This is a genomic window from Nocardia sp. 852002-20019_SCH5090214 (assembly GCF_001665865.1).
GTDB lineage: Bacteria > Actinomycetota > Actinomycetes > Mycobacteriales > Mycobacteriaceae > Nocardia > Nocardia nova.
On record NZ_LZMK01000193.1, the window covers coordinates 57,427 to 82,662 of the forward strand.

Here is a 25,236-nt window from a genome sequence, read left to right on the forward strand (position 1 = left end):
GAAGCACGAAGCACAACAGCAGCGCCGGATGCCGTGGATAGCGGAGCAGGAAGTGAGGGAGCGATGTTCGAGAGGTTCACCGACCGCGCGCGGCGGGTCGTTGTCCTGGCCCAAGAAGAGGCTCGGATGCTCAACCACAACTACATCGGCACCGAGCACATCCTGCTGGGCCTGATCCACGAGGGTGAGGGTGTCGCGGCGAAGTCCCTGGAGTCGCTGGGAATTTCGCTCGAGGGTGTGCGCAGCCAGGTGGAGGAGATCATCGGACAGGGCCAGCAGGCGCCGTCCGGTCACATCCCCTTCACCCCCCGGGCCAAGAAGGTGCTGGAGCTGAGCCTGCGCGAGGCGCTGCAGCTCGGCCACAACTACATCGGCACCGAGCACATTCTGCTCGGCCTGATTCGTGAGGGCGAAGGCGTCGCGGCCCAGGTGCTGGTGAAGCTGGGCGCCGACCTCAACCGGGTGCGGCAGCAGGTCATCCAGCTGCTGTCCGGCTACCAGGGCGGTAAGGAGGCGGTGGAGTCCGGTGCTCGTGGCGAATCCGGGACCCCGTCCACCTCGCTGGTCCTCGACCAGTTCGGCCGCAACCTGACCCAGGCCGCACTCGAAGGCAAACTCGACCCGGTCATCGGCCGCTCGAAGGAGATCGAGCGCGTCATGCAGGTGCTGAGCCGCCGCACCAAGAACAACCCGGTCCTGATCGGTGAGCCCGGCGTCGGTAAAACCGCCGTCGTCGAGGGTCTCGCTCAGGCCATCGTCAACGGCGAGGTGCCGGAGACGCTGAAGGATAAGCAGCTCTACACCCTCGACCTGGGTTCCCTGGTCGCGGGCAGCCGCTACCGCGGTGATTTCGAGGAGCGCCTGAAGAAGGTGCTCAAGGAGATCAACACCCGCGGCGACATCATCCTGTTCATCGACGAGCTGCACACGCTCGTGGGTGCGGGTGCCGCCGAGGGCGCGATCGACGCGGCCTCGATCCTGAAGCCGAAGCTGGCCCGCGGTGAGCTGCAGACCATCGGTGCCACCACCCTCGACGAGTACCGCAAGTACATCGAGAAGGACGCCGCCCTGGAGCGCCGGTTCCAGCCGGTCCAGGTGGGCGAGCCGACGGTCGAGCACACCATCAACATCCTGAAGGGCCTGCGCGACCGCTACGAGGCGCACCACCGGGTGTCCATCACCGACGGTGCGCTGGTGGCCGCGGCCACGCTGGCCGACCGGTACATCAACGACCGGTTCCTGCCGGACAAGGCGATCGACCTGATCGACGAGGCGGGCGCGCGGATGCGCATCCGCCGGATGACCGCTCCGCCGGACCTGCGCGAATTCGACGACAAGATCGCCGATGCCCGCCGGGAGAAGGAAAGCGCCATCGACGCGCAGGACTTCGAGAAGGCCGCGCGGCTGCGCGACAAGGAGAAGCAGCTCGTCGCCAAGCGCGCCGAGCGGGAGAAGCAGTGGCGTTCCGGTGATCTGGACGTCGTGGCCGAGGTCGACGACGAGCAGATCGCGGAGGTGCTGGCCAACTGGACCGGTATTCCGGTGTTCAAGCTCACCGAGGAGGAGACCACCCGTCTGCTCCGCATGGAGGACGAGCTGCACAAGCGGATCATCGGCCAGGAGGACGCGGTCAAGGCCGTGTCGAAGGCCATCCGCCGTACTCGCGCCGGCCTGAAGGATCCGAAGCGTCCGTCCGGTTCGTTCATCTTCGCCGGTCCGTCCGGCGTCGGTAAGACCGAGCTGTCCAAGGCGCTGGCGAACTTCCTGTTCGGCGACGACGACGCGCTCATCCAGATCGACATGGGCGAGTTCCACGACCGCTTCACCGCCTCGCGGCTGTTCGGTGCCCCTCCGGGCTACGTCGGCTACGAGGAGGGCGGCCAGCTCACCGAGAAGGTGCGCCGCAAGCCGTTCTCGGTCGTGCTGTTCGACGAGATCGAGAAGGCCCACCAGGAGATCTACAACACCCTGTTGCAGGTGCTGGAGGACGGCCGCCTCACCGACGGCCAGGGCCGGACCGTGGACTTCAAGAACACGGTGCTGATCTTCACCTCGAACCTCGGCACCTCGGATATCTCGAAGGCCGTGGGTCTGGGCTTCTCGCAGTCCAACGCCGAGGGCTCGAACTACGAGCGGATGAAGCTCAAGGTCAACGACGAGCTGAAGAAGCACTTCCGTCCGGAGTTCCTCAACCGTATCGACGACGTCATCGTCTTCCACCAGCTCACCAACGAGCAGATCGTGGAGATGGTGGATCTGATGATCAACCGCGTCGCGACGCAGCTGCGGAACAAGGATATGGAGATCGAGCTCACCGAGAAGGCCAAGAGCCTGCTCGCCAAGCGCGGTTTCGATCCGGTGCTGGGCGCTCGCCCGCTGCGCCGGACCATCCAGCGCGAGATCGAGGATCAGCTCTCGGAGAAGATCCTGTTCGGCGAGATCGGCCCCGGCCAGATCGTCGAGGTCGACGTCGAGAACTGGGACGGCGAGGGCGCCGGCGAGGATGCCAAGTTCACCTTCGCCGGTAAGGCCAAGCCCGCCAAGGCGGAAGCCGAACCGGTCGCGGCGCTGGCCGGCGCCGGTGAGACCGCTCCGGAGGCCTCGGGCGAGTAAGTAGTCCGTACGAACCGACCGATGCCGGTCACCCCGACGGGGTGGCCGGCATCGTCGTATCCGCGGCTGCCTGCCCTGAAAATGAGTGGCGGCCGCGCGGGAACCTGTTCCATGCTGGCGATGTTCGCGAGCGGAATGAGGGCTGTGTGCTGACCGATGCCGAGGTGCAGGACTTCATCTCCGACGGTTTCGTCCGAGTGGAGGGTGCGTTCTCCGAGTCCACCGCGGCCGAGGCGCGGGAAATACTCTGGCGCGCGACCGGATGCGATCCGGCGGATTCCGGAACGTGGACGCGGCCGGTGGTCCGGCTGCCCGGTTTCGCGGACCCGCCGTTCGCCCGGGCCGCGCGCAGCCCACTGCTGGCCCAGGCGTGCGATCGGCTGGTCGGTGCGGGCCGATGGGTCGCCGCTCAGGGACTGGGCACCTTCCCGATTCGCTTCCCCAGCGAGCAGCCGCCGGGTGACGACGGATGGCATATCGATGCGAGTTTCCCGGGCGAGGATCCGCAGGACTATCTGCGGTGGCGCATCAACGTGCGGTCGCAGGGGCGGGGGCTGCTGATGCTGTTCCTGTTCTCCGATGTCGGCCCCGACGATGCGCCGACACGGATCCGGATGGGCTCGCATCTGCGCATGGCGAAGGTGCTGGAACCGTACGGTGTGGCCGGAGTCGCGATGTCGGACCTGGTCGAGGACTTCGCCGCCACCGCGGACCTTCCGGAAATGGCGGCGACCGGTCGGGCCGGAGATGTGTATCTGTGCCATCCGTTCCTGGTGCATGCCGCCCAGGCGCATCGAGGCCGGAACCCGAAATTCATGGCCCAGCCGCCGCTGCTGCTGCACGAACCGTGCGTGCTGGACCGGCCCGACGGTGCGTATTCGCCGGTGGAGCAGGCGATCCGACAGGGGCTCGAGCTCGGCGTCACCCGCTGACTACGCGCGGGGACGTACCCGGGATGTGTTCTCCGGACGGATGATTCGCGCTGCCGCGAGGCAGAGGGTGAAAGTCATGGATATCGGATTGCATCTGACGAACTTCGCGCTGGACACCCCCTCCGAACGCATCGGATCGCGCCTGGCCGAGGTCGTCCACACGGCCGAGGACAGCGGGTTCTCAGTCGTCGCGGTGGGTGATCATCTCTGGCAGAGCCCATGGCTGGGACGGGTGGAACAGAATGTGCTGGAGGCGTATTCGACACTGTCGTTCATCGCGGCGCACACCTCGCGGGTGGAGCTGACCGCGGTGGTGTCGGGGGTGCACTATCGGCATCCGGCCATGCTCGGAAAGCTGGTCACCACCCTGGATGTGCTGTCCGGCGGCCGGGCCTGGCTGGGAATCGGGACGGGCACCTCCACCGGCGATGTTGAAGGGTACGGCCTGCCGTTCCCGCCGCTGCGCGACCGCTACGACATGCTGGAGGAGGCGCTGCGGATCTGCCGGGCCATGTGGACCGGTGCGCGGGGCGGTCCGGAACCCGTATCCGGCAAGCACTTTCACGTCGAGCGCCCGCTGAACGCTCCGCAGGTGGTGCGGAATCCGCCGGCGGGCGGACATCGCCCGCATCCACCCGTGCTCGTCGGCGGCGACGGTGAGCGGCGCACATTGCCGCTGGTGGCGCGCTACGCGGATGTGGCAAGTCTGCGGCCGGGGCCGGAGCTGGCGAGCAAGATCGAACTGCTGGACCGGCTGTGCGCGGAGATCGGCCGCGATCCGCGCGAGATCCGCAAGAGCTGCGTCTTCGCCTTCGATCTCGGGCCGAGCGGTGGCGGCGTGGGCCAGGTGCTGGGGCAGCTGGAGCGGATGGCGGAGGTGGGAATCGATCTGGTGATCGGACGGGTGGCCGGCGTCGACGAGCTGACGCCCCTGGAGGTGCTCGGGCGCGAGGTGATCCCGGTGGCCGCGGAATTCGGTCGCTGACCCGGAGCCGCGACCGACCCCGAATTACTGCCAGCCGGGGCGGACCAACCCCGACTCGTAGGCAAGGACCACGAGTTGCGTTCGATCACGGGCGTTGAGTTTCACCAGGATTCGGCTCACGTGAGTGCGAGCGGTGGCGGGGCTCATGAAGAGGCGCCGGCCGATTTCGGCATTGGTGAGCCCTTCCGCGACCAGCGCCATCACCTCGCGCTCCCGATCGGTGAGCTCCGACAGCGCCGCGGCGGGCGCGGGTTTGGCGTGGGTGGCGAATTCGGCGACCAGGCGGCGGGTGACGCTGGGCGAGAGCAGCGCGTCCCCGGCGGCCACCACGCGCACCGCCTTCACCAGATCCGCGGGTTCGGTGTGTTTGACCAGGAACCCGGTGGCGCCCGCGCGCACGGCTTCGAAGACGTATTCGTCGAGTTCGAAGGTGGTGAGTACCACGACCTTCACCTCGGACAGGCCGGGGTCGGCGGCGATCTCGCGGGTGGCCGACAGGCCGTCGAGGACCGGCATGCGGATATCCATCAGCACCACATCGGGATGCAGCTCCCGGGTCATCCGCAGGGCCTGGTCGCCGTCGCCGGCCTCCCCGACGACCTCGATGCCGTCCTGGGCGTCCAGCAGCGCGACGAATCCCGCGCGAACCAGAGCCTGGTCGTCGGCGACCAGGACGCGGATCTCGTTCACGACACCTCCTGTAGGCCGGCGTCCGGCCGATCCGGAATCGGCAGCCGGGCCCGCACGGCGAACCCGCCGTCCGGCCGCGGTGCTGCCGAGAGCTCGCCACCCAGTGCGCGGGCGCGTTCGATCATGCCCGGAATTCCGTTCCCGCCACCGGTTGTGGACGACTGTGGAGAATTCGGGGAGCGCTCGTTGTCCACAGTGATGCACAGCTCGCTCGGCGAATAATCGACAGCCACGGTCGCTTCCGCCCCGGGCGCATGCCGCAGCACATTGGTCAGCGATTCCTGCACGATGCGAGCGGCGGCGACGTCGACCACCACCGGCACCCGGCGCGGTGTGCCGGAAATCCGGGTGTGGACCGGGGTGCCGGCGGCGCGCATCGGAGCCAGCAGTGATTCCAGATCGCCGATGCCGACCGCCGGGCTGGTCGGCGCCGCAACGGTTTCCGCGCCGGCGCGGATCGAGCGCAGCAGACTGTGCACCTCGCCGAGCGCATCGCGGCTGACCTCTTTGATCGCCGAAAGGGCGGTCGCGGCCTGTTCGGGTTTGCGGTCGAGCAGTTCCAGCGCCACCGACGACTGGACATTGATCAGCGACAGGCTGTGGGCGAGCACATCGTGCAGTTCGCGCGCGATGGCCAGCCGTTCCTGGGCCGCGCGCTGTTCGCGCTCGGCCAGTTCACGGGCACGCTCGGCTTCCCGGTTGCGCCGGGCAGCCTCGACGCGCTGCCGCCGCGCGATCAGCGCCGAACGCCGCTGCCGGATGCCCTCGGCGATCGCGATCAGCACCACGAGCCAGGCCAGGATGCCGACGACCGGCCAGCCCCCGGGCCCGTGGCCGCGCAGCGCGGGCACCGGCCACACCATCAGCAGGAATCCCAGCGGCACCAGCGGATAGGTGTACCAGCGGGAGCCGCGCGAGGCCGCGGTCAGGAAGGCGATGACCAGCGATACGAAGACCGGCCCGTAACCGTAGCCGACCAGCAGATAGGCGACGGTGACCGCGAGCACGCCCACGAAGACCGCCCGGGGATACCACGCGCGCATCGTCAACAGCAGCGGGCCGGCCACCAGCAGCGCATATCCCAGCGCATCCAGTGGACGCACGCCGGACTGATGCGCATTCGCCGCATGCCCGCCGCCCAGCTGGACGACGGCCACGACGACGCACAGCAGCACATCCCGGGCGCCGGGCCGTTTACTCGACTGCACAGTTCGAACGGTAACCCCGCCGCGTCGCCGCACGAGCCCGCGCGCCGCGAATTACGTCCAGATACGTACGCCGAGCCGGGCGCCCCGGCGGATGTGTCGGCGCAGGTCGAAGCGGATGGTCGAGGTATGAACAGATCGAATGCCGATCCGGCCGGCGAACTCCCCGGCACGGTCACACAGACCCGGGCCAGCGCCACCGAGGTCGTGGTTACCGAGTCTCTCACCAAGAAATACGGCGACCACACGGCAGTCGACGCCGTCTCCATGACCGTGCGCCGCGGCGAGATCTACGGATTTCTCGGCCCCAACGGCGCCGGTAAGACGACGACGCTGCGGATGCTCGTCGGGCTGATCGCGCCGACCTCCGGTACCGCGACGGTGCTGGGCCTGAATCCGGGCGAACGGGAGTCGTTGCGGCGCATCGGCGTTCTGATCGAAGGGCCCGGCTTCTATCCGTACCTGTCCGGCCGCGACAACCTGCGCGTGCTGGCCCGCTACCACCTGACCGAGCGCACCGCCGGTTCCCGGCCTCGCGACCGATTCGCCGAGGTGGACGAGATCCTGGCGCGAGTCGGACTCGCCGACCGGGCAGGCGATCGGTTCCGCACCTACTCGCTCGGCATGAAGCAGCGCCTCGGTGTCGGCGCGGCCCTGCTCGGCAACCCGGATCTGCTCATTCTCGACGAGCCGACCAACGGTCTGGACCCGGCCGGAATGGCCGAAATGCGAGAACTGGTGACCGGTTTGGCCGCCGACGGGCACACCGTCGTGCTCTCCTCGCATCTGCTCAGCGAGGTGCAGGAAATCTGCGATCGGGTCGGCGTCATCTCCGGCGGGAAGTTGCTCACCGAATCGACCGTGAGCCAATTGCGCGGTGCGGCAACACTTCTCGTGCGCGCCGAGCCGATGGAGAAGGCCTATCCGGCGGTGCGCCGGGTGGTGGGCGAACACCGTGCGTTACCGACCGCCGCCGGCATCAGAGTCGATGCCGGCAGGGCAATGGCGCCCGAGGTGGCGCGCGCGGTGATCGCATCCGGCGCGGATCTGCTGGAACTGCGCACCGACGAAAAGTCGCTGGAGGAAGTGTTTTTCGAGATGACGAAACAGGAGCACCGATGAACGACGTAGTGGCCTGCACCAGGGCCGAATTCGCACGGCTGCGGAAGTGGCCCGCGTTCTGGATCGTGCTCGGTACCTGGATCGCGCTGAATCTCGTTTTCGCGTATCTGTTCAACTATCTGGCCTACACCTCGGGCAGCAGTTCCCGGATGTCGAACGGGCAGCCGCGCGAGGTGCTGTTGCAGTTGATGCTGCCCGCGGCCGTGCCGGAGGTGTTCACCCAGGGCATGGCGATGTTCGGTGGTGCGCTCATGCTCGTCCTGGGCGCGCTGGTGGTGGGAAGCGGATACGGCTGGGGCAGTTGGAAAACCGTTTTCACCCAGGGACCCTCGCGTCGTGCGGTGGTCGGCGGAACCGTGGTTTCCCTGATGAGCGTGGTGGTGGGCCTGGTCGGTGCGGCGTTCGTGGTGGATACCGGGGTGGCCGCGATGATCGGGGCCGCCGAGCATCGGACGCCGACGCTGCCGACAGCCGCGCACACCCTGCTCGGTCTCGCGACCGGCGTGGTGATCCTCGGTATGTGGACGCTGGCCGGCGCGCTGATCGCGGCGATCGCCCGTGGTCCGGCGCTGGCGGTGGGCCTGGGCCTGGTGTGGGTGCTCGTCGTGGAGAATCTGCTGCGCGGTGTCGCGTCGATCTTCTCGCCTGTCCGGGCGCTCACCGACCATCTGCCGGGGACCGCGGCGGGTTCGGCGGCCGGGGCCATGCGCACCGTGGGCGGCACGGCGACGCCGGGCGTCCTGGACATCCTGTCCCGACCGGCGTCGTTCGTCGTGCTGGCGGTGTACATCGCGGTATTCGCCTACGGCACAGTGGCACTGATGGTGCGCCGCGATATGGCGTGAACAGCGCCGCGGCGTCGCGCCGGAATCGCGCCGGGCCGGACAGCGGTGAGTCGAGCGCGCGGCGAGTAGGTTCGATCGCGACGGCTCATTCTCACTCGACGAAAGGACAGCGATGCCTACACGCAGCGCGCGTACCGCATGGACCGGTGGCTTGCAGGACGGTTCCGGACAGGTCGACCTGGCCAGTTCCGGTGTCGGCAAATTCGACGTCTCGTTCCCGAAGCGCACCGCCGATACCGCCGAGGGCACCACCAGCCCCGAGGAACTGATCGCGGCCGCGCATTCGTCCTGCTACGCGATGGCGCTGTCCGGTCAGATCGGCGCTGCCGGCGGCACCATCGAAAGCCTGGACGTGAATGCCGATGTGACGCTCGGCCCGGATCCCGCGGGCGGTTTCCGCATCTCGGCGATCAAGCTGACCGTGCGCGGCCGGGTCTCGGGTATCGCCGCCGGCGGCTTCGAGCAGGCCGCCCAGACCGCCAAGGCCGGTTGCCCGGTCAGCAAGGCTCTGGCCGGCGTCGAGACGATCGAACTCGACGCCGCCCTCGAAAGCTGAGCCGGGGCGACCGGCGCACCTCACCCGGTGGTCGGACCGACCACCGGGTGCGGCGAGAAACTACTGAGCGGGCTTCGCCGCGACGTCGAGGACCACCTCGAATTCCAGCAGCGAGGCGCCCGTGGCGACCGGCTGGCGGGCCTGGCCGGCATGCGCCTCCTTGGCCGGTCCGTCTCGCCACGCGGCGAACGACTCCTCCGAATCCCACTGCGTCACAACGAAATACCGGTTGTCACCGGCGACCGGGCGCAGCAACTGGAAGCCCAGGAAGCCGGGAGAATTCTCCACCGCGTGCGCCCGATGGGCGAAGCGCTTCTCGAGTTCGGGTCCGGCTCCCTCGGGAACCTCGATCGCATTGATCTTCACAACAGCCATGAGCACAGGCTAATCCCACCGCGCGGCACGTATCGTCGGTGCCGATGTTGTACGACGAGGGTGGCACCGGGGTGCCGATTCTGCTGCTGCACGGATTGATGGGCAGCGCGCGGACCTGGGCGGGTCAGGTGCCGTGGCTGCGCGAATTCGGCCATGTCCACTCCTTCGACGCCGCTGGGCACGGCCGACCGGCCCCGCCGGAGCTCACCACCGAGGCATTCGTCGCCGATCTGGCCGCCGCGACCGCCGCGATATCGGAACCGATGGTGGTGATCGGCCATTCGATGGGCGGACTGCACGGGTGGATGTTCGCGGCCGCGCACCCGGAGCGGGTCCGGGCGCTGGTGGTCGAGGATATGGCGCCCGATTTCCGCGGGCGCACCGCGCGGCACTGGGCGGAGATGATCGAGGCCTGGCCGCAACCGTTCCCCGACGCCGACGCGGTACTGGACTTTTTCGGCCCGGTCGCCGGGCGCTACTTCCTCAACTCGTTCACGCGCGGCCGGGACGGCTACCGGTTGCACGGTTCGGTCGCGACCTTCCGCGACATCTCCGAGGAGTGGGGCACCCGCGATTTCTGGGCCGAATGGGCCGCGGTGCGCGTGCCGACCCTGCTGATCGAGGGCGAATACACGATCACACCGCCAGGTCAGATGCGGGAGATGGCGGCCGCTCGGGCGGGTGTGCGCCATGTGGTCGTCGGTGCCGCCGGACATCTCGTCCACGACGACCAGCCCGCTGTCTATCGCGCCGAAGTCGAACGGTTTCTGCACGAAAACGTGGGTTGATCGGATCGCCTGCGCGTGGGTCCGGGCGAAGGGAGACCCGAGGTCCGGCAGTTGCGGGCAATCGCCTTCAGTCTCGGTGGGGAGGCGACGTATGCTCCACTCAGGCCCCGACCATAAGGTGAATCATGATTAACTTCTCGATACCCGCCGACCTCGCCGCCGAACGTGACCGCATCCGCCGGTTCGTCATCGACAAGATCGTTCCGTTCGAGCGCGACCCCCGCCTGACCGCGCACGGGCCCAACGACGATCTGCGCCAGGAATTGGTCGAATTGGCGCGGGCCGAGAAGCTGCTCACCATCCAGGCGCCCGAGGCACTCGGCGGCCGCGGGCTCACCCACGTCGAACAGGCCGTGCTGTACGAGGCCGCCGGGTGGTCCACGCTGGGACCGGTCGCGATGAACTGCGCCGCGCCCGACGAGGGCAACATGTTCCTACTGTCCAAGGTCGCCGACACCGAGCAGGTCGACCGCTTCCTGATGCCGGTGATCGACGGCCGTCAGCGCTCGGTCTTCGCGATGACCGAGCCGGGCGGCGCCGGATCCGATCCCGGCCAGCTCGCCACCACCGCCACCTTCGACGGCGAGAACTTCACCGTCAACGGCCGCAAATGGCTGATCACCGGGGCCGACGGGGCCATGACGTGGATCATCATGGCCAAACTCGAGGACAACGACCACCTCCCCGCGGGCCCGACCCTGTTCCTCACCGAGGGGGACGCGCCCGGAATCGTCATCGAGCGAACCATGAACACGATGGACCGCAACTACGTCGGCGGCCACGGCGTCGTGCGCTTCGAGAATCTGATCCTGCCCAAGGAGTCGCTGCTGGGAGAGAGCGGCCAGGCGCTGCGCTACGCCCAGCTGCGACTGGCCCCCGCCCGCCTCACCCACTGCATGCGCTGGCTCGGCGCCGCCGAACGCGCCCAGAGCATCGCCGTCGAACACGCCAAGACCCGCACGGCCTTCGGCAAGCCGATCGGCGAGCACGAGGGCGTGTCCTTCATGCTCGCCGACAACGAGATCGCCCTGCACCAGTGCCGCCTGACCATCTGGCACGCCTGCTGGTTGATGGACCAGGGCCACAAGGCTCGCCACGAGAGTTCGATGGCCAAATCGTATGTGTCCGAGGAACTGTTCAAGGTCGCCGACCGCTGCGTCCAGGTCCTCGGCGGCATCGGCATCAGCGACGAAACCGTGGTCGAGATGATCTTCCGCGATATGCGCGCCTTCCGCCTCTACGACGGCCCCACCGAGGTCCACAAGTACGCGATCGGCCGCCAAGTGTTGCGGGGATAGCGGTCCTGCGCCTGCTGCCATCTGTCAAGGCGTACGTCTATGAGCCGTTCACCCCGCCGCAGCGAAGCGGAGGCAGATAACACAGCCAGTAAGGTGGTCGGGAAAGATCACCCAAACCTAGGATCGTCGCATGAGTTCGGAACTGCAGGTCGATGTGTCCGCCGGTGTCGCCGTACTCACGCTCAACCGTCCCGCGCAGCAGAACGCCATGACGCCCACGATGGCGGTGGAGCTCGGGACCGCGCTGCGGCGCTGCGATACCGAGGACGCGATTCGGGCGGTGGTGATCACCGGGACGCCGCCCGCGTTCTGCGCGGGCGCCGATCTGTCCGCCCGCGTCGGTGACGTGCGCGGCACGATCGATCCGCCGCCGTGGCAGATCCGCAAGCCGGTGATCGCGGCCGTGAACGGGCATGCCGTGGGGATCGGGCTGTCGCTGGCCCTGCAGTGCGATCTGCGATACATGGCCACCGATGCCGTATACGGGCTGAATCAGGTGCGTCGCGGCGCGATGGCCGACGGCTACGCGCACTGGACACTGCCGCGGCTGGCGGGAATGGCCAACGCCGCCGACATCATGCTCACCGGCCGCACCTTCGACGGTGAGGAAGCGCGCCAGATGGGCGTGGCCAACAGCAGTCTGCCGGCGGGCGAGGTACTGCCGACCGCCTTGGCCGTGGCGCACGACCTGGCGGCCGGTTCCGCGCCGCTACCGACCGCTCTGACCAAACGGTTGCTCTGGGAGGGCCTGGGGATGAGCCCCGAGGCGGTCGGCCGGCTGGAATCCGAGCTGCACGGCTTCGTCGGCAAGAGCGTGGACGCCGCCGAGGGCATGGCGGCGTTTCGCGACCGCCGCCAGCCACAGTGGAAGGGCAGTATCAGCGCCGAATGGCCCGCGGGCGAGTTGTCGTCGCCGGGCGAGCGTCGCGGTCTCGACGGCACCGCCGAGGAACCGGCCTAGTCCTGCGAAGCCGGGCGCTTCGACCTCGGACCGGTTACGGAGCCACCGCCGGCGAGTTCCCCCGGAGCCGCCCGGTCAGCGCCCGCCGATGAGCATCAACAGAAAGACGCACGCGTACAACACCATCAGTACGGTGCCGACGATGCCGACCACATAGCCGACCACCACCTGCGATCGGCCGCCGATGGTGCCGCCGGACATCTCGATCTGGTCGAGCGCCCGCTTGCCCATCACCCATGCCACCGGACCCAATGCGCCACAACACAATAGGCTCAGCACACCCAGGATCAGCACCGTCGTCGCATGGGGGTGTTCGACCGGGTTACCGGTCGGCGGCTCAGGCAGCGATCCCCAGTAGTCGGGTTGATTCATGGCCACCGTGCGAGTTTAAGGCGTGCCCACCCTAAAAGCTGTATCTTCGGCCTACGCTTCGCTTCGGCGGGGGTCTCGGCCCCTTGGGCCTCGATTTTTCACTCCTCCGCTCAGTCGCTGCGCTCCCTCGCTCCGTCGCTCCAAAATCGAGGCGGGCCGAGACCACCATGGTGCACGCCTCGTAGACGTTCACCCGCGTGGGGTAAGCGCCTGCTGCCTCGCAAACGGCTGCGACGGTGCAGAACTCACTGGCCGATAGCCCGGCTGCCCCCGCTCAGCGGCGTTGGCGGGCGATGTCGGCCAGCACGACTCCCGCTGCCACCGAGGCGTTGAGCGATTCCACCGGCCCGGCCATCGGGATGCTGATGATGGTGTCGCAGGTTTCGCGGACCAGGCGCGACAGGCCCTTGCCCTCCGAGCCGACGACCACGACGGTCGGTGTGGTGCCGTCGAAGTCGTCGAGGACGGTGTCGCCGCCGGCATCGAGGCCGACCACCTGCAGACCTGCCTTGGCCCAATCCTTCAGTGTGCGAGTCAGATTGGTCGCACGCGCCACGGGCAGCCGGGCCGCGGCGCCGGCGCTGGTGCGCCAGGCAACCGCGGTGACGCTGGCGCTGCGGCGCTGCGGAATCACCACGCCGTGCCCGCCGAACGCGGCGACCGAACGGATCACCGCGCCCAGGTTGCGGGGATCGGAGATGTTGTCCAGCGCCACCAGCAGCGGGGCGGTCCCCGAAGCGCGGGCGCTGTCCAGCAGATCCTCCGGATGGGCGTAGCGGTACGGCGGCACCTGCAGGGCCATGCCCTGATGTAAACCGTTGGTGCTCATCCGATCCAGGTCGATGCGCGACACCTCCAGGATGGAGATTCCGGCATCGGCGGCGCGCTGCACGGACTCGGTGAGGCGGTCGTCGTTCTCGGTGCCCAGCGCGACGTACAGCGCGGTGGCCGGAACCTCCGCGCGCAGACACTCCACCACCGGATTGCGGCCGAGCACCAACTCCGGCCCGTCGTCACCCTTGCGGGTACCGGGCCGGGCGCGGTTCTGCCCCTGCGTCGCCTTGGCCGCTTTCGCCGCCGCCGCAGCGCGTTTCGCGGCGGGGTGGTTCTTGCGCATGGTGGCGGGCGGGGTGGCGCCGCGGCCCTCGAGTCCGCGACGGCGCTTACCACCGCTGCCGACGACGGCGCCCTTCTTGGTGCCGCCCTTACGGATCGCACCTCGTCGCTGCGAATTTCCTGCCATCAGTATGCCTTTCGTGTCGGTCGCGACACCCGCACCCGATCAGCAGGCTTCGCTGGGAGAATCATTTGGCCAGCGACCAATCCGAGCCGCCGGGAGTGTCGACGACGTCGATTCCGGCCGCGCCCAACCGGTCGCGCACGGCGTCGGCGGTGGCCCAGTCCTTTTCGCGGCGGGCCTGCTGGCGGCGTTCGAGTTCGGCCCGCACCAGGACGTCGAGCGCGGATTCGGCCGCCGAGGTGTCCTTCGGGCCGGCCCAGTGCGCATCCAGCGGATCGACGCCCAGAATTCCGAGCATCGCCCGCACCTGTCCGGCGGCCTCGCGCGCCGATTCGCCCGCGCCCGCTTCCAACGCCCGATTGCCCTCGTGCACCACGCGATGAATCTCGGCCAGGGCCTTCGGGATCGCGAGATTGTCGTCCAGCGCCTCGGCGAAGGCGTCGGTCCATTTCCCGACCGCGACCTCACCCACCCGCTCGACGGTGCGCTGCACGAATGCCTCGAGTCGCTGATAGGTCTGCGCGGCATCCGCCAGCGCCTGTTCGGAATACTCGAGCATCGACGCGTAATGCGCACTGCCCAAATAGAACCGCAATTCCACGGCCCGCACCTGGGCGAGAATATTCGGCACCGAGAGCGTGTTGCCGAGCGATTTCGACATCTTCTCGCCGCCGAGCGTCACCCACCCGTTGTGCAGCCAGTACTGCGCGAATCCGTCTCCGGCGCCGCGGGATTGGGCGATTTCGTTCTCGTGGTGCGGGAAAACCAGATCCATACCACCGCAGTGGATATCGAATTCGGGCCCGAGGTAGAACTCGGCCATCGCCGAGCATTCCAGATGCCAGCCCGGACGCCCGGGTCCCCATGGCGAGGGCCAGGTCGGCTCGCCCGGTTTCGCGGCCTTCCACAGCGTGAAATCGCGCGGATCGCGCTTACCCTCGCCGGCGCTCTCGCCCTGTTGCACATCTTCGAGTTTGTGCCCGGACAGCGCACCGTATTCCGGATAACTGCGCACATCGAAATACACATTGCCGCTCGACGCGTAGGCGTGCCCGCGGTCGATGAGCCGCTGCATCATCTCGACCATCTGGGTGATGTGCCCGGTGGCCCGCGGTTCCACCGAGGGCGGCAGCACCCCGAGCGCTTCGTAGGCGCGGTCGAAGGCGCGTTCGTGCGTCGCTGCCCATTCCCACCACGGGCGGCCCGCCGCGGCGGCCTTGGCGAGGATCTTGTCGTCGATATCGGTGACATTTCGCACGAAGGCCACGTCGTAGCCGTTCGCGGTGAGCCAGCGGCGCAGCACGTCGAAGGCGACGCCGCTGCGGACGTGCCCGATATGGGGTTCGCCCTGCACGGTGGCGCCACACAGGTACACCGACGCACGTCCAGGGACCAGCGGGGTGAAATCCCGCAGGGTCCGCGTCGCGGTGTCGAACAGGCGCAGAGTCACGACCAGCCATCCTAAGGCTTGTTGAACAACGGTATGGGTGGGCCCCTCCTATGGTCCACGGTCCATCGAATGCGATGACACCGCGGGTCCGGAACGGATTCGACGGGGCATGTTTCCGGAGCGAGTGTGAGGCCGACGGTGCGGCCGCCCGGCGCGGATGCGAAAACGGCGGCCGGTGCCGAGTTCGCCGCGGTAGATCGGCGCGAACGATAAATCAGCACCGAATCGCCGACTGCGGTTACGCGGTACTACATCGCCCGTCGTGCACGAGTAATGCGGTCGCGACCGCGGCGATTCCCTCCCCACGGCCGGTGAGCCCCAGACCGTCGGACGTCGTACCGGATACCGAAACCGGGGCGTCGAGTAATTCGCCGAGTATTTTTTGCGCTTCGGCGCGTCGCGGCCCGATTTTGGGGCGATTACCGATGATCTGCACCGCCGCGTTGACGATCCGATATCCGGATTCGGCGAGCAGGCGCCGTACCTCGGTCAGCATCGCGGCGCCGGAGACGCCCTCCCACTCGGGACGTCCGGTGCCGAAGACCGCGCCGACATCGCCCAGGCAGGCGGCCGACAGCAGCGCATCGCACAGGGCGTGGGCGGCCACATCGCCGTCGGAATGTCCGGAGCAGCCGTCGTCGCCCTCGAACAGCAGCCCGGCCATCCAGCAGGGCCGACCGGGTTCGATGGGATGCACATCGCTGCCGATGCCGGTGCGCAGCGCGGTGAGATCGGTCATCCGGTCACCGCCGCCTCGGTCGTCGTGGTGACCGCGGTCTCGGCGTTCGCCGCGCCGGCAGCCCCGACCGCGGCGGTGGAGTCGTCCGCTACCAGCGCGTTCGCTAGTCGCAGATCCAGTGGGCCGGTGATCTTGAATGCCAGGGGATCGCCCGGAACCACCGAGACGGTCGCGCCCATCGCCTCCACGAGTCCGGCATCGTCGGTGGCGGGCAGGTCGACCGCATAGGCCTCGCGCAGCAGCGCGGCGTCGAAGCCCTGGGGAGTCTGGATCGCCCGCAGTCCGGAGCGGTCCGGTGTCCCGGTGACATCACCGGTCGCGTCGACTGCCTTGATGGTGTCGGCCACCGGGATGCCGGGGACGACCGCGCGATGACCGGCGTCCAGCGCGTCCACGACGCGCTCGATCAGCGACGGCGGCGTCAGGGCGCGGGCCGCGTCGTGCACGAGGATATGGGTGGCTTCCGGGGCGGCGGCCAAGCCGGCGCGCACCGAGTCGGTGCGTTCTACGCCGCCGGCCACCACATCGACCGGTATCGAGCTGGCCGCGTGGGCACGGGCGGCGAGCAGTTCCCGGGCCGCATCGATCATCTCGATGGGCGCCATGATCACGATGCGGTCGACGACCCCGGACGCGATCAGACCGTCTACTGCGTGTACGAGCATGGGACTGCCGCCGACCGGGACGAATGCCTTGGGTGTCGATTCACCCAGGCGAACGCCCCGACCGGCGGCAGGTACCAATGCCACAACGCGGCGGGAGTTGAGCGTCAAGGCGATGCGGTCAGGAGGCCGCGGCGAGAACCTCGTCGAGCAGGGTCTCGGCCTTGACGTCGTCGGTGCCCTCGGCGAGCGCGAGCTCACCGACCAGGATCTGCCGGGCCTTGGCCAGCATCCGCTTCTCGCCGGCGGACAGGCCGCGGTCCTGCTCCCGACGCCACAGGTCGCGGACGACCTCGGCCACCTTGTTCACATCGCCGGAGGCGAGCTTCTCGAGGTTGGCCTTGTACCGCCGAGACCAGTTCGTCGGCTCCTCCGTGTGCGGAGCGCGTAGCACCTGGAAGACTCGGTCGAGACCTTCCTGGCCGACGACGTCGCGGACGCCGACGTACTCCGCGTTCTCTGCGGGAACCCGAACGGTGAGATCGCCTTGAGCGACCTTCAGGACCAGATACTCTTTCTGAACACCCTTGATGGTGCGAGTCTCGATTGCTTCGATCAGCGCCGCTCCGTGGTGGGGGTAAACGACGGTGTCTCCGACCTTAAAAATCATGTGTCCCGTGCCCCTTTCGATGTTCACAGTTTAACATGCGACTCGATAACGCCGCGATCAACGGCGCAGGTCAGGGGCCACAACAGGCCGACCTTGGGGCTTGACAGATCGCGATGCGTGTGCATCCCGTTGCGGCAGAACGGGATACGCGGCTCGCGGGTCGCCGCGGAACATTACACCGGACCGGTCCACACCGACCACCCTGCGAACTACTACGCTGCCTACTACTACTCTCCATCGTGGAGTGAGCCGGTCGACATGGAGGACAACCCGTGACTGCCCTGAAAGCCACCACAGCGTCGAATGTGACCAAGGTGTCGCGGCGCGCAATCGCTGTTGCCGCGCTGGCCACCGGTGCGGCGCTGGCGTTGTCCGGATGCGGTGCCGGCCAGATCTCGCAGACCGCGGGTCAGGTGCCCGCCGTCAACGGCAGCGCGGCCACCGTCGGCAACGTGGCGCTGCGTGACGTGCGCATCCTGCTGCCGCAGTCGGAGGAGTACACCAACGCCAAGGGTGGCAAGTCCGTCGTCGCGTTCAGCGCGATCAACGAGGGCTCGTCCAAGACCGACCAGCTGGTCAGCATCACCACCGACCTCGGCCAGGTGAAGATCACCCCGGCCACGCCGGAACTGATCCCCGGCCAGACGGTCGTCGCCGCGAGCCCGGAGGCCGCCAAGGCCGCCCAGGCGGGCGCCGAGAACGCCTCGCCGACCACCGGCGCCGCGCAGCCCACCAGCTCGCCCGCCACGCCCACGCCGGAGCACAGCGCGTCGCCGCGCCAGGAGGGCGCCGGTTCGCCCGATCAGCCGGCCGACCCGAACGCGCATCCGATCCTGGTCGAGATCACCGGACTGACCAAGGACATCGTGCCGGGCCTGACCTACGGCGTCACCTTCAACTTCAAGAACGCCGGCACCGTGCAGGTGCAGGTGCCCGTCGACGCCGGCCCGAACACCCCGCGGCACGAGGGCGCGACGGTCGCCGAGCACGGCGGCCACTGAGGCTCCCTCCTGCACACCGGCCCATGTCGGCCCCCCTATCTAGGCTGCGCACGTGGCCAAGGTGAAATCGCTGTACCGCTGCTCGGCATGCGGGAACGAGGTTGCCAAATGGGTGGGGCGCTGCCCGGGGTGCAACGAATGGGGAACCGTCGACGAGGTGGTGTCGGCCGGCGCCGGGGCGGGAGCGCATGCCGCCGGGCGCCGGGCACTGCTGCCCTCGACGGCCGCGGCGCCCATCTCGACCATCGACTCGAAGGTCACCCGCGCCCGGCCCACCGGTGTCGCGGAATTGGATCGCGTCCTCGGCGGCGGGGTGGTGCCCGGATCGGTGGTGCTGCTCTCGGGTGAGCCGGGCGTGGGCAAGTCGACGCTGCTGCTCGAGGTCGCCCACCGCTGGGCGCGGGAGCGCGAGGAGCGTGCGCTCTACGTCACCGCCGAGGAGTCCGCCGGGCAGGTCCGGCTGCGCGCCGACCGGACCGGGGCGGTGCACGAAAGGGTTTATCTCGCAGCCGAATCCGATCTCGCCACGATTCTCGGCCATGTCGATCAGGTCCGGCCGACGCTGCTGGTGGTCGATTCGGTGCAGACCATGCTGGCCGCCGACGCGGACGGGGTGATCGGCGGTGTGACCCAGGTGCGCGCGGTGACCGCGGCCCTGACCTCCCTGGCCAAGGCGAGCGGTATCGCGGTGCTGCTGGTCGGCCACGTCACCAAGGACGGCAATGTCGCCGGGCCGCGCACCCTCGAACACCTGGTGGATGTGGTGTTGCAGTTCGAGGGCGACAAACACTCCACCCTGCGCATGGTGCGCGGCATCAAGAACCGCTTCGGCAGCGCCGACGAGGTCGGCTGTTTCGAACTGCACGACGACGGCATCGCCGGGGTGAGCGATCCGTCCGGGCTGTTCCTGCATCACCGTGCGGATCAGGTTCCCGGCACCGCGATCACGGTCGCGATGGACGGTAAGCGGCCGCTGCTCGGCGAGGTGCAGGGGTTGACCGTATCCACCCAGGTACCCGCTCCGCGACGCGCGGTGAGCGGTCTGGACTACAACCGCGTCTCGATGGTGCTCGCGGTGCTGCAGAGCCGTTGCGGCGTGTATCTGGGCAAGCACGACGTCTACGCCGCCACGGTCGGCGGAATGCGGTTGACCGAGCCCGCCGCCGATCTGGCCGTCGCGGTCGCGATCACCGGCGCCGAACGCGATATCCCGCTGCGCGCGGGCATGGTGGTGCTGGGCGAGGTCGGCCTCGCCGGTGAGGTCCGGCGTGTCACGGGGGTCGGGCGCAGGTTGCGCGAGGCCGAGCGGCTAGGTTTCACGGAGGCGTTGGTACCGCCCGGAACCGACCTGTCCGGCATCGGAATGAAGGTGCACGAGGTCGCGAGTGTTCGTGCGGCTCTCGCCTCGAGTGGTTTGTCGAAGCGACGACGCGAGCGTGTGGAGGCTGTGGAATGATCCCGGGCCGTTGGGTGACACACCTGCTCGGCCGTCCCGCGCCGCGCCGCAGGTTCGTGACTCCAGCGGACGTGCCGGCCACAGTGGCTGCGGCAGATGGGGTGGCTCCGGCGGATGGGTCGCCCGTGGCCGAGGCGGTCGAGGCCGATGGTGACCCCGGCCTGAGTACCACCATCGCCCGGCTGGTGCCGGGCACCGAACTGCGCGACGGTATCGACCGGATCCTGCGTGCCCGCACCGGCGGGCTGATCGTGCTCGGCTACGACGAGGAACTGGAGCGAATCTGCGACGGCGGATTCGAACTCGACGTCGAATTCTCGCCGACCCGGCTGCGTGAGCTGTCGAAAATGGATGGCGCCGTGGTGCTTTCGACCGACGGCGCACGTATCCGCCGCGCCAATGTCCATCTGGTTCCCGACCCCGGCCTGCCGACCACCGAATCCGGCACGAGGCACAAGGCAGCCGAGCGCACCGCCGCGCAGACCGGCTATCCGGTGGTGTCGGTGAGCCGCTCGACGGGCATCGTCACGGTCTATCTCAACGGGCACCGGCATCCGATCCAGACCTCGGAGACCATCCTGTCGCGCGCCAATCAGGCGATGGCGACGCTGGAGCGTTACCGTTCGCGCCTGGACGAGACCACCCGGCAGCTGTCGCTGGTGGAGTTGAACGACTGCGCCACGGTGCGCGATGTGCTGGCGGTGGTGCACTGCCTGGAGCTGGTCCGCCGCGTCGCGCGCGAAATCAGTTCCGACGTGGCCGAACTCGGCGTGGACGGCCGGCAGCTGGCGCTGCAACTGGCCGAACTCGTCGGCAACACCGAGGCCCTGCGCCGCCTGCTGGTCCGCGACTACATCCGCACCGAACCGGTCGACGACGTGATGGTCGACCGCACGCTGGCAGCGCTCGACGGGCTGCTCGAGGTGGATCTGCTCGAACTCACCAACCTCGCTCCGCCACTGGGCTTTCCGGCGACATACGAGGCCCTCGACACCGCCGTGGGCCCGCGCGGATATCGGGTGCTGGCCGAGATTCCGCGGGTGCCGCTGCGCCGCGCCGAACCCGTGATCGCCGCATTCGGCTCGCTGTCGGGCCTGGTTTCGGCGAGCGCCTCGGAAATCGAGGGCGTCGACGGTATCGATGCGCATCTGGCCCGGCAGATCCGCGAGGGCCTGTCCCGGCTGTCGGAATCCGGCGCGGTGCGATCGGCGGAATCCGGCACGGTCTGAACCGGCTTCGGGCGCTACCGGTTTCGAGCCGGTGAGTCAGGCGATGTTGAAGGTCTCCGGCGCGCTGCGCACCGAACCGAACTGCGCCACCACCGCGTATCCGCCGGCCGGCACCGGAACGCGATCGCCCGCACAACCCGGCTGCGACGTGGTGCCCGACCAGGTGAGAGTGAACGCCGCCTGCTGGCCGCCGTTGAGCGTGCGGAGATCGGCCGGACCGCCCTGATCGCAATCGGTGTTCGACCACAGCTTGCGCTGGCCGTCCAGCGACTGCACCCACACCTGCTGCAGGCCCGAACCCATATCCCGAGTACAGCCCGCGGTGGAGATGTTGGTGAGCACGATGGTGAACACCGGCTGATCACCGGCCTTGTAGGTCGGCTGGCCGACGGTCACCTTCACCGCCAGCGACTGATCCGGGCACGGGGCGGGGATGCCGCTGGCGGTGGCGTTGACGGTGCCCGAAGCCGGCGCCTTCGAACCGCTGGGATCGGCGGTGGTGGATCCGCCCGCCTTCGCGGAGGTGGAGGTCGCCCCCGCGGCCTTGGGGTCCTTGTCGTCCCCGCCGCCGCGCAGCAACATCAGCGCCAGCCAGATGACCAGAGCGAGCGCGACGATCAGCGCGCCGATGGCGAGCAGGCGGCGACGCCAGTAGATCTCCGGCGGCAGCGGTCCATTCGGTTCCAGCACGGCAACAACGGTAAGGGCACGATCGTGCCGTTCCGCTCAGGTACGCGGCGTGTCGGCGCCGAAATGGCGGTGACGCCGGGTACATTTTCGCGCCGCCTTCCGCGGCGGTGCGGGCACCCGGCGATCACCGTGTGAGAACCGTTGTGGTTCAGACTGTTTCGCCGATATCGCCGATCACCTTGTGCAACTGCGCGCGGCCGTCGGCAAGCTTGTAGTTCACACAGGCGATCGCGCACTGTCCGCTGTCGACCCGATCGGAGACGATCTTCGAGCGATCGGTGAGCAGGCGTGCGGTCTCCTGCACGTGGCGGGCCTCGAGTTCGTCGACTTCGGTGAGTCCGTCGCGGCGGCCGGTGAGGATGGACGGCGATACGCGCTCGACCACGCTGCGGATGAATCCGCCGGGCACGTTGCCGTCGTCGAGGGCGTCGATGGTCGCGCGGACCGCGCCGCAACTGTCGTGTCCGAGGACCACGATCAGCGGCACGTTGAGGATGGCGACGCCGTATTCGATCGAGCCCAGCACCGACTCGTCGACGACGTGGCCGGCGGTGCGGACCACGAACATATCGCCGAGGCCCTGGTCGAAGATGATCTCCGCGGCGCCGCGGGAGTCGCCGCACCCGAACAGGATGGCCCGGGGCTGCTGGCCACCGACGAGTTTGGCGCGGTCGGCGGCGCCCTGGCTGGGGTGCTGCAGTGTGCCGTTGACGAACCTGTCGTTACCCTCGCGGAGAGACTTCCAGGCACTGATCGGGTTGGTATGAGGCATGCGTCCCATTTTCCACAGCTTGCGGGCTACCGGCGAGTCCGATTGGCTACACGTGGGCAAATTTCGGATCACCGGCGGGCGGGCACGGCGGTGATGTCGTGAGCTCGAAGGCGGCGAGCGAGACCACGCGCGACCCGGTCGCGGGCGTCGACAGCGACGTTCTGATCGACTGGTACGAGCAGTCCGCCCGGGACCTGCCCTGGCGGCGGCCCGGCGTGAGCGCCTGGCAGATCCTGATGAGCGAGATCATGCTGCAGCAGACGCCCGTGGTCCGGGTGGAGCCGATCTGGCGGGAATGGGTGCGGCGCTGGCCGGTGCCCTCGGCGATGGCCGCCGCCTCGCCCGGTGAGGTGCTGCGCGCGTGGGGCAAACTCGGATATCCGCGCCGTGCCCTGCGGTTGCACGAATGCGCCCGGGTGCTCGCCGCCGAATACGGCGACGTGGTGCCCGACGATGTCGAGGTGCTGCTCACCCTGCCCGGCATCGGCGCCTACACCGCGCGGGCGGTGGCCTGTTTCGCCTACGGGCAGCGAGTTCCGGTGGTGGACACCAATGTTCGCCGAGTGGTTGCCCGTGCGGTGCACGGCCGCGCCGAGGCCGGCAATCCGCGCGCTCGCGATCTGGCCGAAACCGAGGCCCTCCTCCCGGTCCGGATCGACCGGGCGGCGGTCTTCTCCGCGGCGCTGATGGAATTGGGAGCCACCGTCTGCACCGCTCGCACTCCCGACTGCGAGCGCTGCCCGCTGCCGCGCTGCACGTGGGTCACATCCGGTCGTCCGGCATCCGATGTGGTGCGCCGTACCCAGAAATACGACGGCACCGATCGGCAGGCTCGCGGGCGACTCCTGGACGTGCTGCGCGCGGCCACCGGACCGGTCGAACGGGTGGCTCTCGACCTGGCCTGGACCCGCGATCCGGGCCAGCGCGACCGGGCACTGGATTCGCTGCTCGTCGACGGTTTGATCGAGCAGACCGCCGAGGGGTTGTTCGCGCTGGCCGGCGAGAGCGGCGCCGTCATGCTGTCCGGACCGGCCGGTCGGTCCGGCTGACCGAATCGACCCGAGGCGGGCGATCGACGACCGCGGGTCTCATCCGCGGACCGGCAGCTGTTCCTCCGCTCGGTTCCGTCGCGAATCCGGGTCGTTCGAGGCGTCGATATGCGGAGCCGGATCCGGCGCCGCTGTCGCGGCAGGCGCCGGGGTACGCAGGGCCGTGCGGCGGCGCGCGTTCACGAGCGGGCGGCCGATGAACCGGCAGGCCAGGTAGATCACGAACGAGATGGTCGTGATGAAGGTCGAGACCGGGACGCCGGGCGCCAGGGACAGCAGAATCCCGCCCACGGCGGCGATTTCGGCGAACAGCACCGACAACAGCGTCGCCCGCAGCGGGCTCGCGGTGAGCTGGGCGGCGGCCGCTGCGGGGGTGATCAGCAGCGACAGCACCAGCAGGGCGCCGACGATCTGCACCCCGAAGGCAGCGGTCACGCCGAGCAGCACCGCGAACACCACCGAGAGCGCGCGCACCGGAACCCCGCGCGCCACCGCGACTTCCGGGTCGGTGCTGGCGAAAAGCAACGGGCGGTAGATGAACGCGAGCACCGCCAGCACGCCGACGGTGCACAGCGCGAGCGAGGTGAGACCGGTGCCGCCGACGCTGACCACCTGCCCGGTGAGCAGGGAGAATTTCGATCCGGCGCGACTCGGCCCCAGCCAGAGGAACAGCACCGACAGGCCGAGCCCGAACGACATCACCACCGCGATCACCGAATCACGTTCGCGCGCCTTGGAACCCAGCAGACCGAACATGACCGCCGCGATCACCGATCCCGCGATCGCCCCCGCGCCCACGCCGATACCCACCAGCAGCGCGGCCGCGGCACCGGTCAGCGAGAGCTCGCTGGTGCCGTGCACGGCGAACGACATCTGCCGGTTCACGATGAGCGGCCCGATCACCCCGGCGAGCAGTCCCAGCAGGGCGGCCGCGAGCACCGCCTGCTGCACGAAGTCGTAGGACAGCAGGTCGGCGGTGGTGTGCAGATCCAGCATCTTGGCGAGGACGTCGGAAAGTTTCTCGTTCATTCGCCGGCTCCCTCGGTGTGGTGGGTGCCCAGTGCATCGATTTCGTCGCCGGTGCCGACGACCACCAGCCGGCCGCGGACGCGCAGCACGTCGACCTCGGTGCCGTAGAGCTCCGAGAGCACATCCGAGGTCATCACCTCGTCGGGCGTGCCGATCCGGAACCTGCCCTCCACCAGATACAGCACCCGATCCACCAGCGGCAGAATCGGATTGATCTCGTGCGTCACGAACAGCACCGCGGTGTCGTGGGTGCGGCGGCGGCGATCGATGAGTTCGGACACCAGCCGCTGATTGGCCAGATCCAGGCTCAGCAGCGGTTCGTCGCACAGCAGCACGCGCGGATCACCGGCCAGTGCCTGCGCCACCCGCAAGCGTTGCTGCTCACCGCCGGACAGCGATTCCAGCGGTGCGTTCGCGAAATGCTCGGCTCCGACCTGGGCGATGGCGTCGGCGACCCGGCGCCGGCGCTCGCCCCGGCCGCGCCCGCCCAGATCCGGAACCTGCCCTCCACCAGATACAGCACCCGATCCACCAGCGGCAGAATCGGATTGATCTCGTGCGTCACGA

General features: G+C 68.7%; 25 protein-coding genes and 1 pseudogene. 13 read left to right on the forward strand and 13 right to left on the reverse strand.

What is annotated here, in order from left to right; all coding sequences use genetic code 11:
* Positions 1–63 precede the first annotated feature (63 nt).
* The 3 genes from A5780_RS15710 to A5780_RS15720 all read left to right on the forward strand — a co-directional run bounded on the left by A5780_RS15710 (position 64) and on the right by A5780_RS15720 (position 4,530).
* Complete coding sequence (locus A5780_RS15710; protein WP_063010122.1) at positions 64–2,613, forward strand: ATP-dependent Clp protease ATP-binding subunit; 2,550 nt, start codon at positions 64–66, stop codon at positions 2,611–2,613.
* A gap of 146 nt (positions 2,614–2,759) precedes the next feature.
* On the forward strand, positions 2,760–3,545 hold the full coding sequence (locus A5780_RS15715; protein ID WP_063010120.1) for a phytanoyl-CoA dioxygenase family protein: 786 nt from the start codon (positions 2,760–2,762) through the stop codon (positions 3,543–3,545).
* Positions 3,546–3,621: 76 nt separating this feature from the next.
* Positions 3,622–4,530, forward strand: a complete 909-nt coding sequence (locus A5780_RS15720; RefSeq protein WP_064903607.1) for an LLM class flavin-dependent oxidoreductase — start codon at positions 3,622–3,624, stop codon at positions 4,528–4,530.
* 24 nt (positions 4,531–4,554) lie between these two features.
* On the opposite strand, the gene A5780_RS15725 is transcribed toward A5780_RS15720, so the two are convergent.
* Both A5780_RS15725 and A5780_RS15730 read right to left on the reverse strand, forming a co-directional pair.
* A complete protein-coding gene (locus tag A5780_RS15725) occupies positions 4,555–5,220 on the reverse strand; it encodes a response regulator transcription factor (protein ID WP_064908801.1) in 666 nt (221 codons plus the stop codon).
* A complete protein-coding gene (locus tag A5780_RS15730) occupies positions 5,217–6,428 on the reverse strand; it encodes a sensor histidine kinase (RefSeq protein WP_064908802.1) in 1,212 nt (403 codons plus the stop codon). The genes A5780_RS15725 and A5780_RS15730 overlap by 4 nt, the downstream gene beginning before the upstream one ends.
* Before the next feature lie 126 nt (positions 6,429–6,554).
* On the opposite strand from A5780_RS15730, the gene A5780_RS15735 reads away from it, so the two are divergent.
* The 3 genes from A5780_RS15735 to A5780_RS15745 all read left to right on the forward strand — a co-directional run bounded on the left by A5780_RS15735 (position 6,555) and on the right by A5780_RS15745 (position 8,948).
* Positions 6,555–7,547, forward strand: a complete 993-nt coding sequence (locus A5780_RS15735) for an ABC transporter ATP-binding protein (protein WP_082976495.1) — start codon at positions 6,555–6,557, stop codon at positions 7,545–7,547.
* A complete protein-coding gene (locus A5780_RS15740; protein ID WP_064908803.1) occupies positions 7,544–8,392 on the forward strand; it encodes an ABC transporter permease subunit in 849 nt (282 codons plus the stop codon). The genes A5780_RS15735 and A5780_RS15740 overlap by 4 nt, the downstream gene beginning before the upstream one ends.
* 112 nt (positions 8,393–8,504) lie before the next feature.
* Entirely contained in the window at positions 8,505–8,948 is a 444-nt protein-coding gene (locus A5780_RS15745) for an OsmC family peroxiredoxin (protein ID WP_064908807.1), read from the forward strand.
* A 60-nt stretch (positions 8,949–9,008) separates the two neighbouring features.
* Here A5780_RS15745 and mhuD read toward each other — a convergent pair whose 3' ends face one another.
* Positions 9,009–9,323 carry a mycobilin-forming heme oxygenase MhuD gene (mhuD, locus tag A5780_RS15750; RefSeq protein ID WP_030517327.1) on the reverse strand — a complete coding sequence of 105 codons (315 nt, stop codon included), beginning with the start codon at positions 9,321–9,323 and terminating at the stop codon, positions 9,009–9,011.
* A gap of 44 nt (positions 9,324–9,367) precedes the next feature.
* Here mhuD and A5780_RS15755 point away from each other — a divergent pair, with 44 nt between their 5' ends.
* The 3 genes from A5780_RS15755 (at position 9,368) to A5780_RS15765 (ending at position 12,370) form a co-directional block, all read left to right on the forward strand.
* Entirely contained in the window at positions 9,368–10,111 is a 744-nt protein-coding gene (locus A5780_RS15755) for an alpha/beta fold hydrolase (RefSeq protein ID WP_064903630.1), read from the forward strand.
* Positions 10,112–10,236: 125 nt separating this feature from the next.
* Positions 10,237–11,409, forward strand: a complete 1,173-nt coding sequence (locus A5780_RS15760) for an acyl-CoA dehydrogenase family protein (protein WP_064908808.1) — start codon at positions 10,237–10,239, stop codon at positions 11,407–11,409.
* A 130-nt stretch (positions 11,410–11,539) separates the two neighbouring features.
* Positions 11,540–12,370 carry an enoyl-CoA hydratase/isomerase family protein gene (locus A5780_RS15765; protein WP_063010110.1) on the forward strand — a complete coding sequence of 277 codons (831 nt, stop codon included), beginning with the start codon at positions 11,540–11,542 and terminating at the stop codon, positions 12,368–12,370.
* 75 nt (positions 12,371–12,445) lie between these two features.
* On the opposite strand, the gene A5780_RS15770 is transcribed toward A5780_RS15765, so the two are convergent.
* The 6 genes from A5780_RS15770 to carD form a co-directional block, all read right to left on the reverse strand.
* A complete protein-coding gene (locus tag A5780_RS15770) occupies positions 12,446–12,742 on the reverse strand; it encodes a hypothetical protein (RefSeq protein WP_063010108.1) in 297 nt (98 codons plus the stop codon).
* Between the two features lie 274 nt (positions 12,743–13,016).
* Complete coding sequence (gene rlmB, locus A5780_RS15775; protein ID WP_063010106.1) at positions 13,017–13,985, reverse strand: 23S rRNA (guanosine(2251)-2'-O)-methyltransferase RlmB; 969 nt, start codon at positions 13,983–13,985, stop codon at positions 13,017–13,019.
* 61 nt (positions 13,986–14,046) lie between these two features.
* A complete protein-coding gene (cysS, locus tag A5780_RS15780; RefSeq protein ID WP_063010104.1) occupies positions 14,047–15,432 on the reverse strand; it encodes a cysteine--tRNA ligase in 1,386 nt (461 codons plus the stop codon).
* A 238-nt stretch (positions 15,433–15,670) separates the two neighbouring features.
* A complete protein-coding gene (gene ispF, locus A5780_RS15785; RefSeq protein WP_063010212.1) occupies positions 15,671–16,153 on the reverse strand; it encodes a 2-C-methyl-D-erythritol 2,4-cyclodiphosphate synthase in 483 nt (160 codons plus the stop codon).
* A gap of 14 nt (positions 16,154–16,167) precedes the next feature.
* The gene (ispD, locus tag A5780_RS15790; RefSeq protein ID WP_082976496.1) at positions 16,168–16,944 is read right to left on the reverse strand and encodes a 2-C-methyl-D-erythritol 4-phosphate cytidylyltransferase; all 777 of its coding nucleotides are present in this window, start codon (positions 16,942–16,944) and stop codon (positions 16,168–16,170) included.
* A 10-nt stretch (positions 16,945–16,954) separates the two neighbouring features.
* Positions 16,955–17,443, reverse strand: a complete 489-nt coding sequence (gene carD / locus A5780_RS15795) for an RNA polymerase-binding transcription factor CarD (protein ID WP_019931623.1) — start codon at positions 17,441–17,443, stop codon at positions 16,955–16,957.
* A 272-nt stretch (positions 17,444–17,715) separates the two neighbouring features.
* Between carD and A5780_RS15800 the strand changes: the two genes are divergently transcribed.
* From A5780_RS15800 to disA, 3 genes are all read left to right on the forward strand, one after another.
* Positions 17,716–18,444, forward strand: a complete 729-nt coding sequence (locus A5780_RS15800; protein WP_063010102.1) for a hypothetical protein — start codon at positions 17,716–17,718, stop codon at positions 18,442–18,444.
* 52 nt (positions 18,445–18,496) lie between these two features.
* Positions 18,497–19,900, forward strand: coding sequence for a DNA repair protein RadA (gene radA / locus A5780_RS15805; RefSeq protein WP_030517317.1), 1,404 nt, complete (start codon positions 18,497–18,499; stop codon positions 19,898–19,900).
* A gap of 125 nt (positions 19,901–20,025) precedes the next feature.
* Positions 20,026–21,129 carry a DNA integrity scanning diadenylate cyclase DisA gene (disA, locus tag A5780_RS15810; protein WP_064908810.1) on the forward strand — a complete coding sequence of 368 codons (1,104 nt, stop codon included), beginning with the start codon at positions 20,026–20,028 and terminating at the stop codon, positions 21,127–21,129.
* Between the two features lie 36 nt (positions 21,130–21,165).
* Here the strand turns inward: disA and A5780_RS15815 are convergent, their stop codons facing one another.
* Positions 21,166–21,819 carry a hypothetical protein gene (locus A5780_RS15815; protein WP_063010098.1) on the reverse strand — a complete coding sequence of 218 codons (654 nt, stop codon included), beginning with the start codon at positions 21,817–21,819 and terminating at the stop codon, positions 21,166–21,168.
* 148 nt (positions 21,820–21,967) lie between these two features.
* Positions 21,968–22,591, reverse strand: coding sequence for a carbonic anhydrase (locus A5780_RS15820; protein WP_064908827.1), 624 nt, complete (start codon positions 22,589–22,591; stop codon positions 21,968–21,970).
* A gap of 161 nt (positions 22,592–22,752) precedes the next feature.
* Here A5780_RS15820 and A5780_RS15825 point away from each other — a divergent pair, with 161 nt between their 5' ends.
* Positions 22,753–23,640 (forward strand): A/G-specific adenine glycosylase, encoded by an 888-nt coding sequence (locus A5780_RS15825; RefSeq protein WP_174554943.1) that lies wholly within the window; start codon positions 22,753–22,755, stop codon positions 23,638–23,640.
* Between the two features lie 138 nt (positions 23,641–23,778).
* On the opposite strand, the pseudogene A5780_RS15830 reads toward A5780_RS15825, so the two are convergent.
* Both A5780_RS15830 and A5780_RS15835 read right to left on the reverse strand, forming a co-directional pair.
* A pseudogene (locus A5780_RS15830) lies at positions 23,779–24,669 on the reverse strand (metal ABC transporter permease); the annotation flags it as partial.
* Positions 24,666–25,236, reverse strand: a 571-nt coding sequence (locus tag A5780_RS15835; protein ID WP_156769513.1) for an ABC transporter ATP-binding protein, incomplete at its 5' end; no start/stop codon positions are given. The pseudogene A5780_RS15830 and the gene A5780_RS15835, both read right to left, overlap by 4 nt.

Excerpts from the sequence above, each read along its gene's own strand:
- A5780_RS15760 (WP_064908808.1), top strand. The coding sequence starts at position 10,237 with ATGATTAACTTCTCGATACCCGCCGACCTCGCCGCCGAACGTGACCGC.
- A5780_RS15755 (WP_064903630.1), top strand. The coding sequence starts at position 9,368 with ATGTTGTACGACGAGGGTGGCACCGGGGTGCCGATTCTGCTGCTGCAC.
- A5780_RS15720 (WP_064903607.1), top strand. The coding sequence starts at position 3,622 with ATGGATATCGGATTGCATCTGACGAACTTCGCGCTGGACACCCCCTCC.
- mhuD (WP_030517327.1), bottom strand. The coding sequence starts at position 9,323 with ATGGCTGTTGTGAAGATCAATGCGATCGAGGTTCCCGAGGGAGCCGGA.
- A5780_RS15745 (WP_064908807.1), top strand. The coding sequence starts at position 8,505 with ATGCCTACACGCAGCGCGCGTACCGCATGGACCGGTGGCTTGCAGGAC.
- A5780_RS15740 (WP_064908803.1), top strand. The coding sequence starts at position 7,544 with ATGAACGACGTAGTGGCCTGCACCAGGGCCGAATTCGCACGGCTGCGG.
- rlmB (WP_063010106.1), bottom strand. The coding sequence starts at position 13,985 with ATGGCAGGAAATTCGCAGCGACGAGGTGCGATCCGTAAGGGCGGCACC.
- carD (WP_019931623.1), bottom strand. The coding sequence starts at position 17,443 with ATGATTTTTAAGGTCGGAGACACCGTCGTTTACCCCCACCACGGAGCG.
- A5780_RS15820 (WP_064908827.1), bottom strand. The coding sequence starts at position 22,591 with ATGCCTCATACCAACCCGATCAGTGCCTGGAAGTCTCTCCGCGAGGGT.
- A5780_RS15770 (WP_063010108.1), bottom strand. The coding sequence starts at position 12,742 with ATGAATCAACCCGACTACTGGGGATCGCTGCCTGAGCCGCCGACCGGT.
- A5780_RS15735 (WP_082976495.1), top strand. The coding sequence starts at position 6,555 with ATGAACAGATCGAATGCCGATCCGGCCGGCGAACTCCCCGGCACGGTC.
- A5780_RS15765 (WP_063010110.1), top strand. The coding sequence starts at position 11,540 with ATGAGTTCGGAACTGCAGGTCGATGTGTCCGCCGGTGTCGCCGTACTC.
- A5780_RS15710 (WP_063010122.1), top strand. The coding sequence starts at position 64 with ATGTTCGAGAGGTTCACCGACCGCGCGCGGCGGGTCGTTGTCCTGGCC.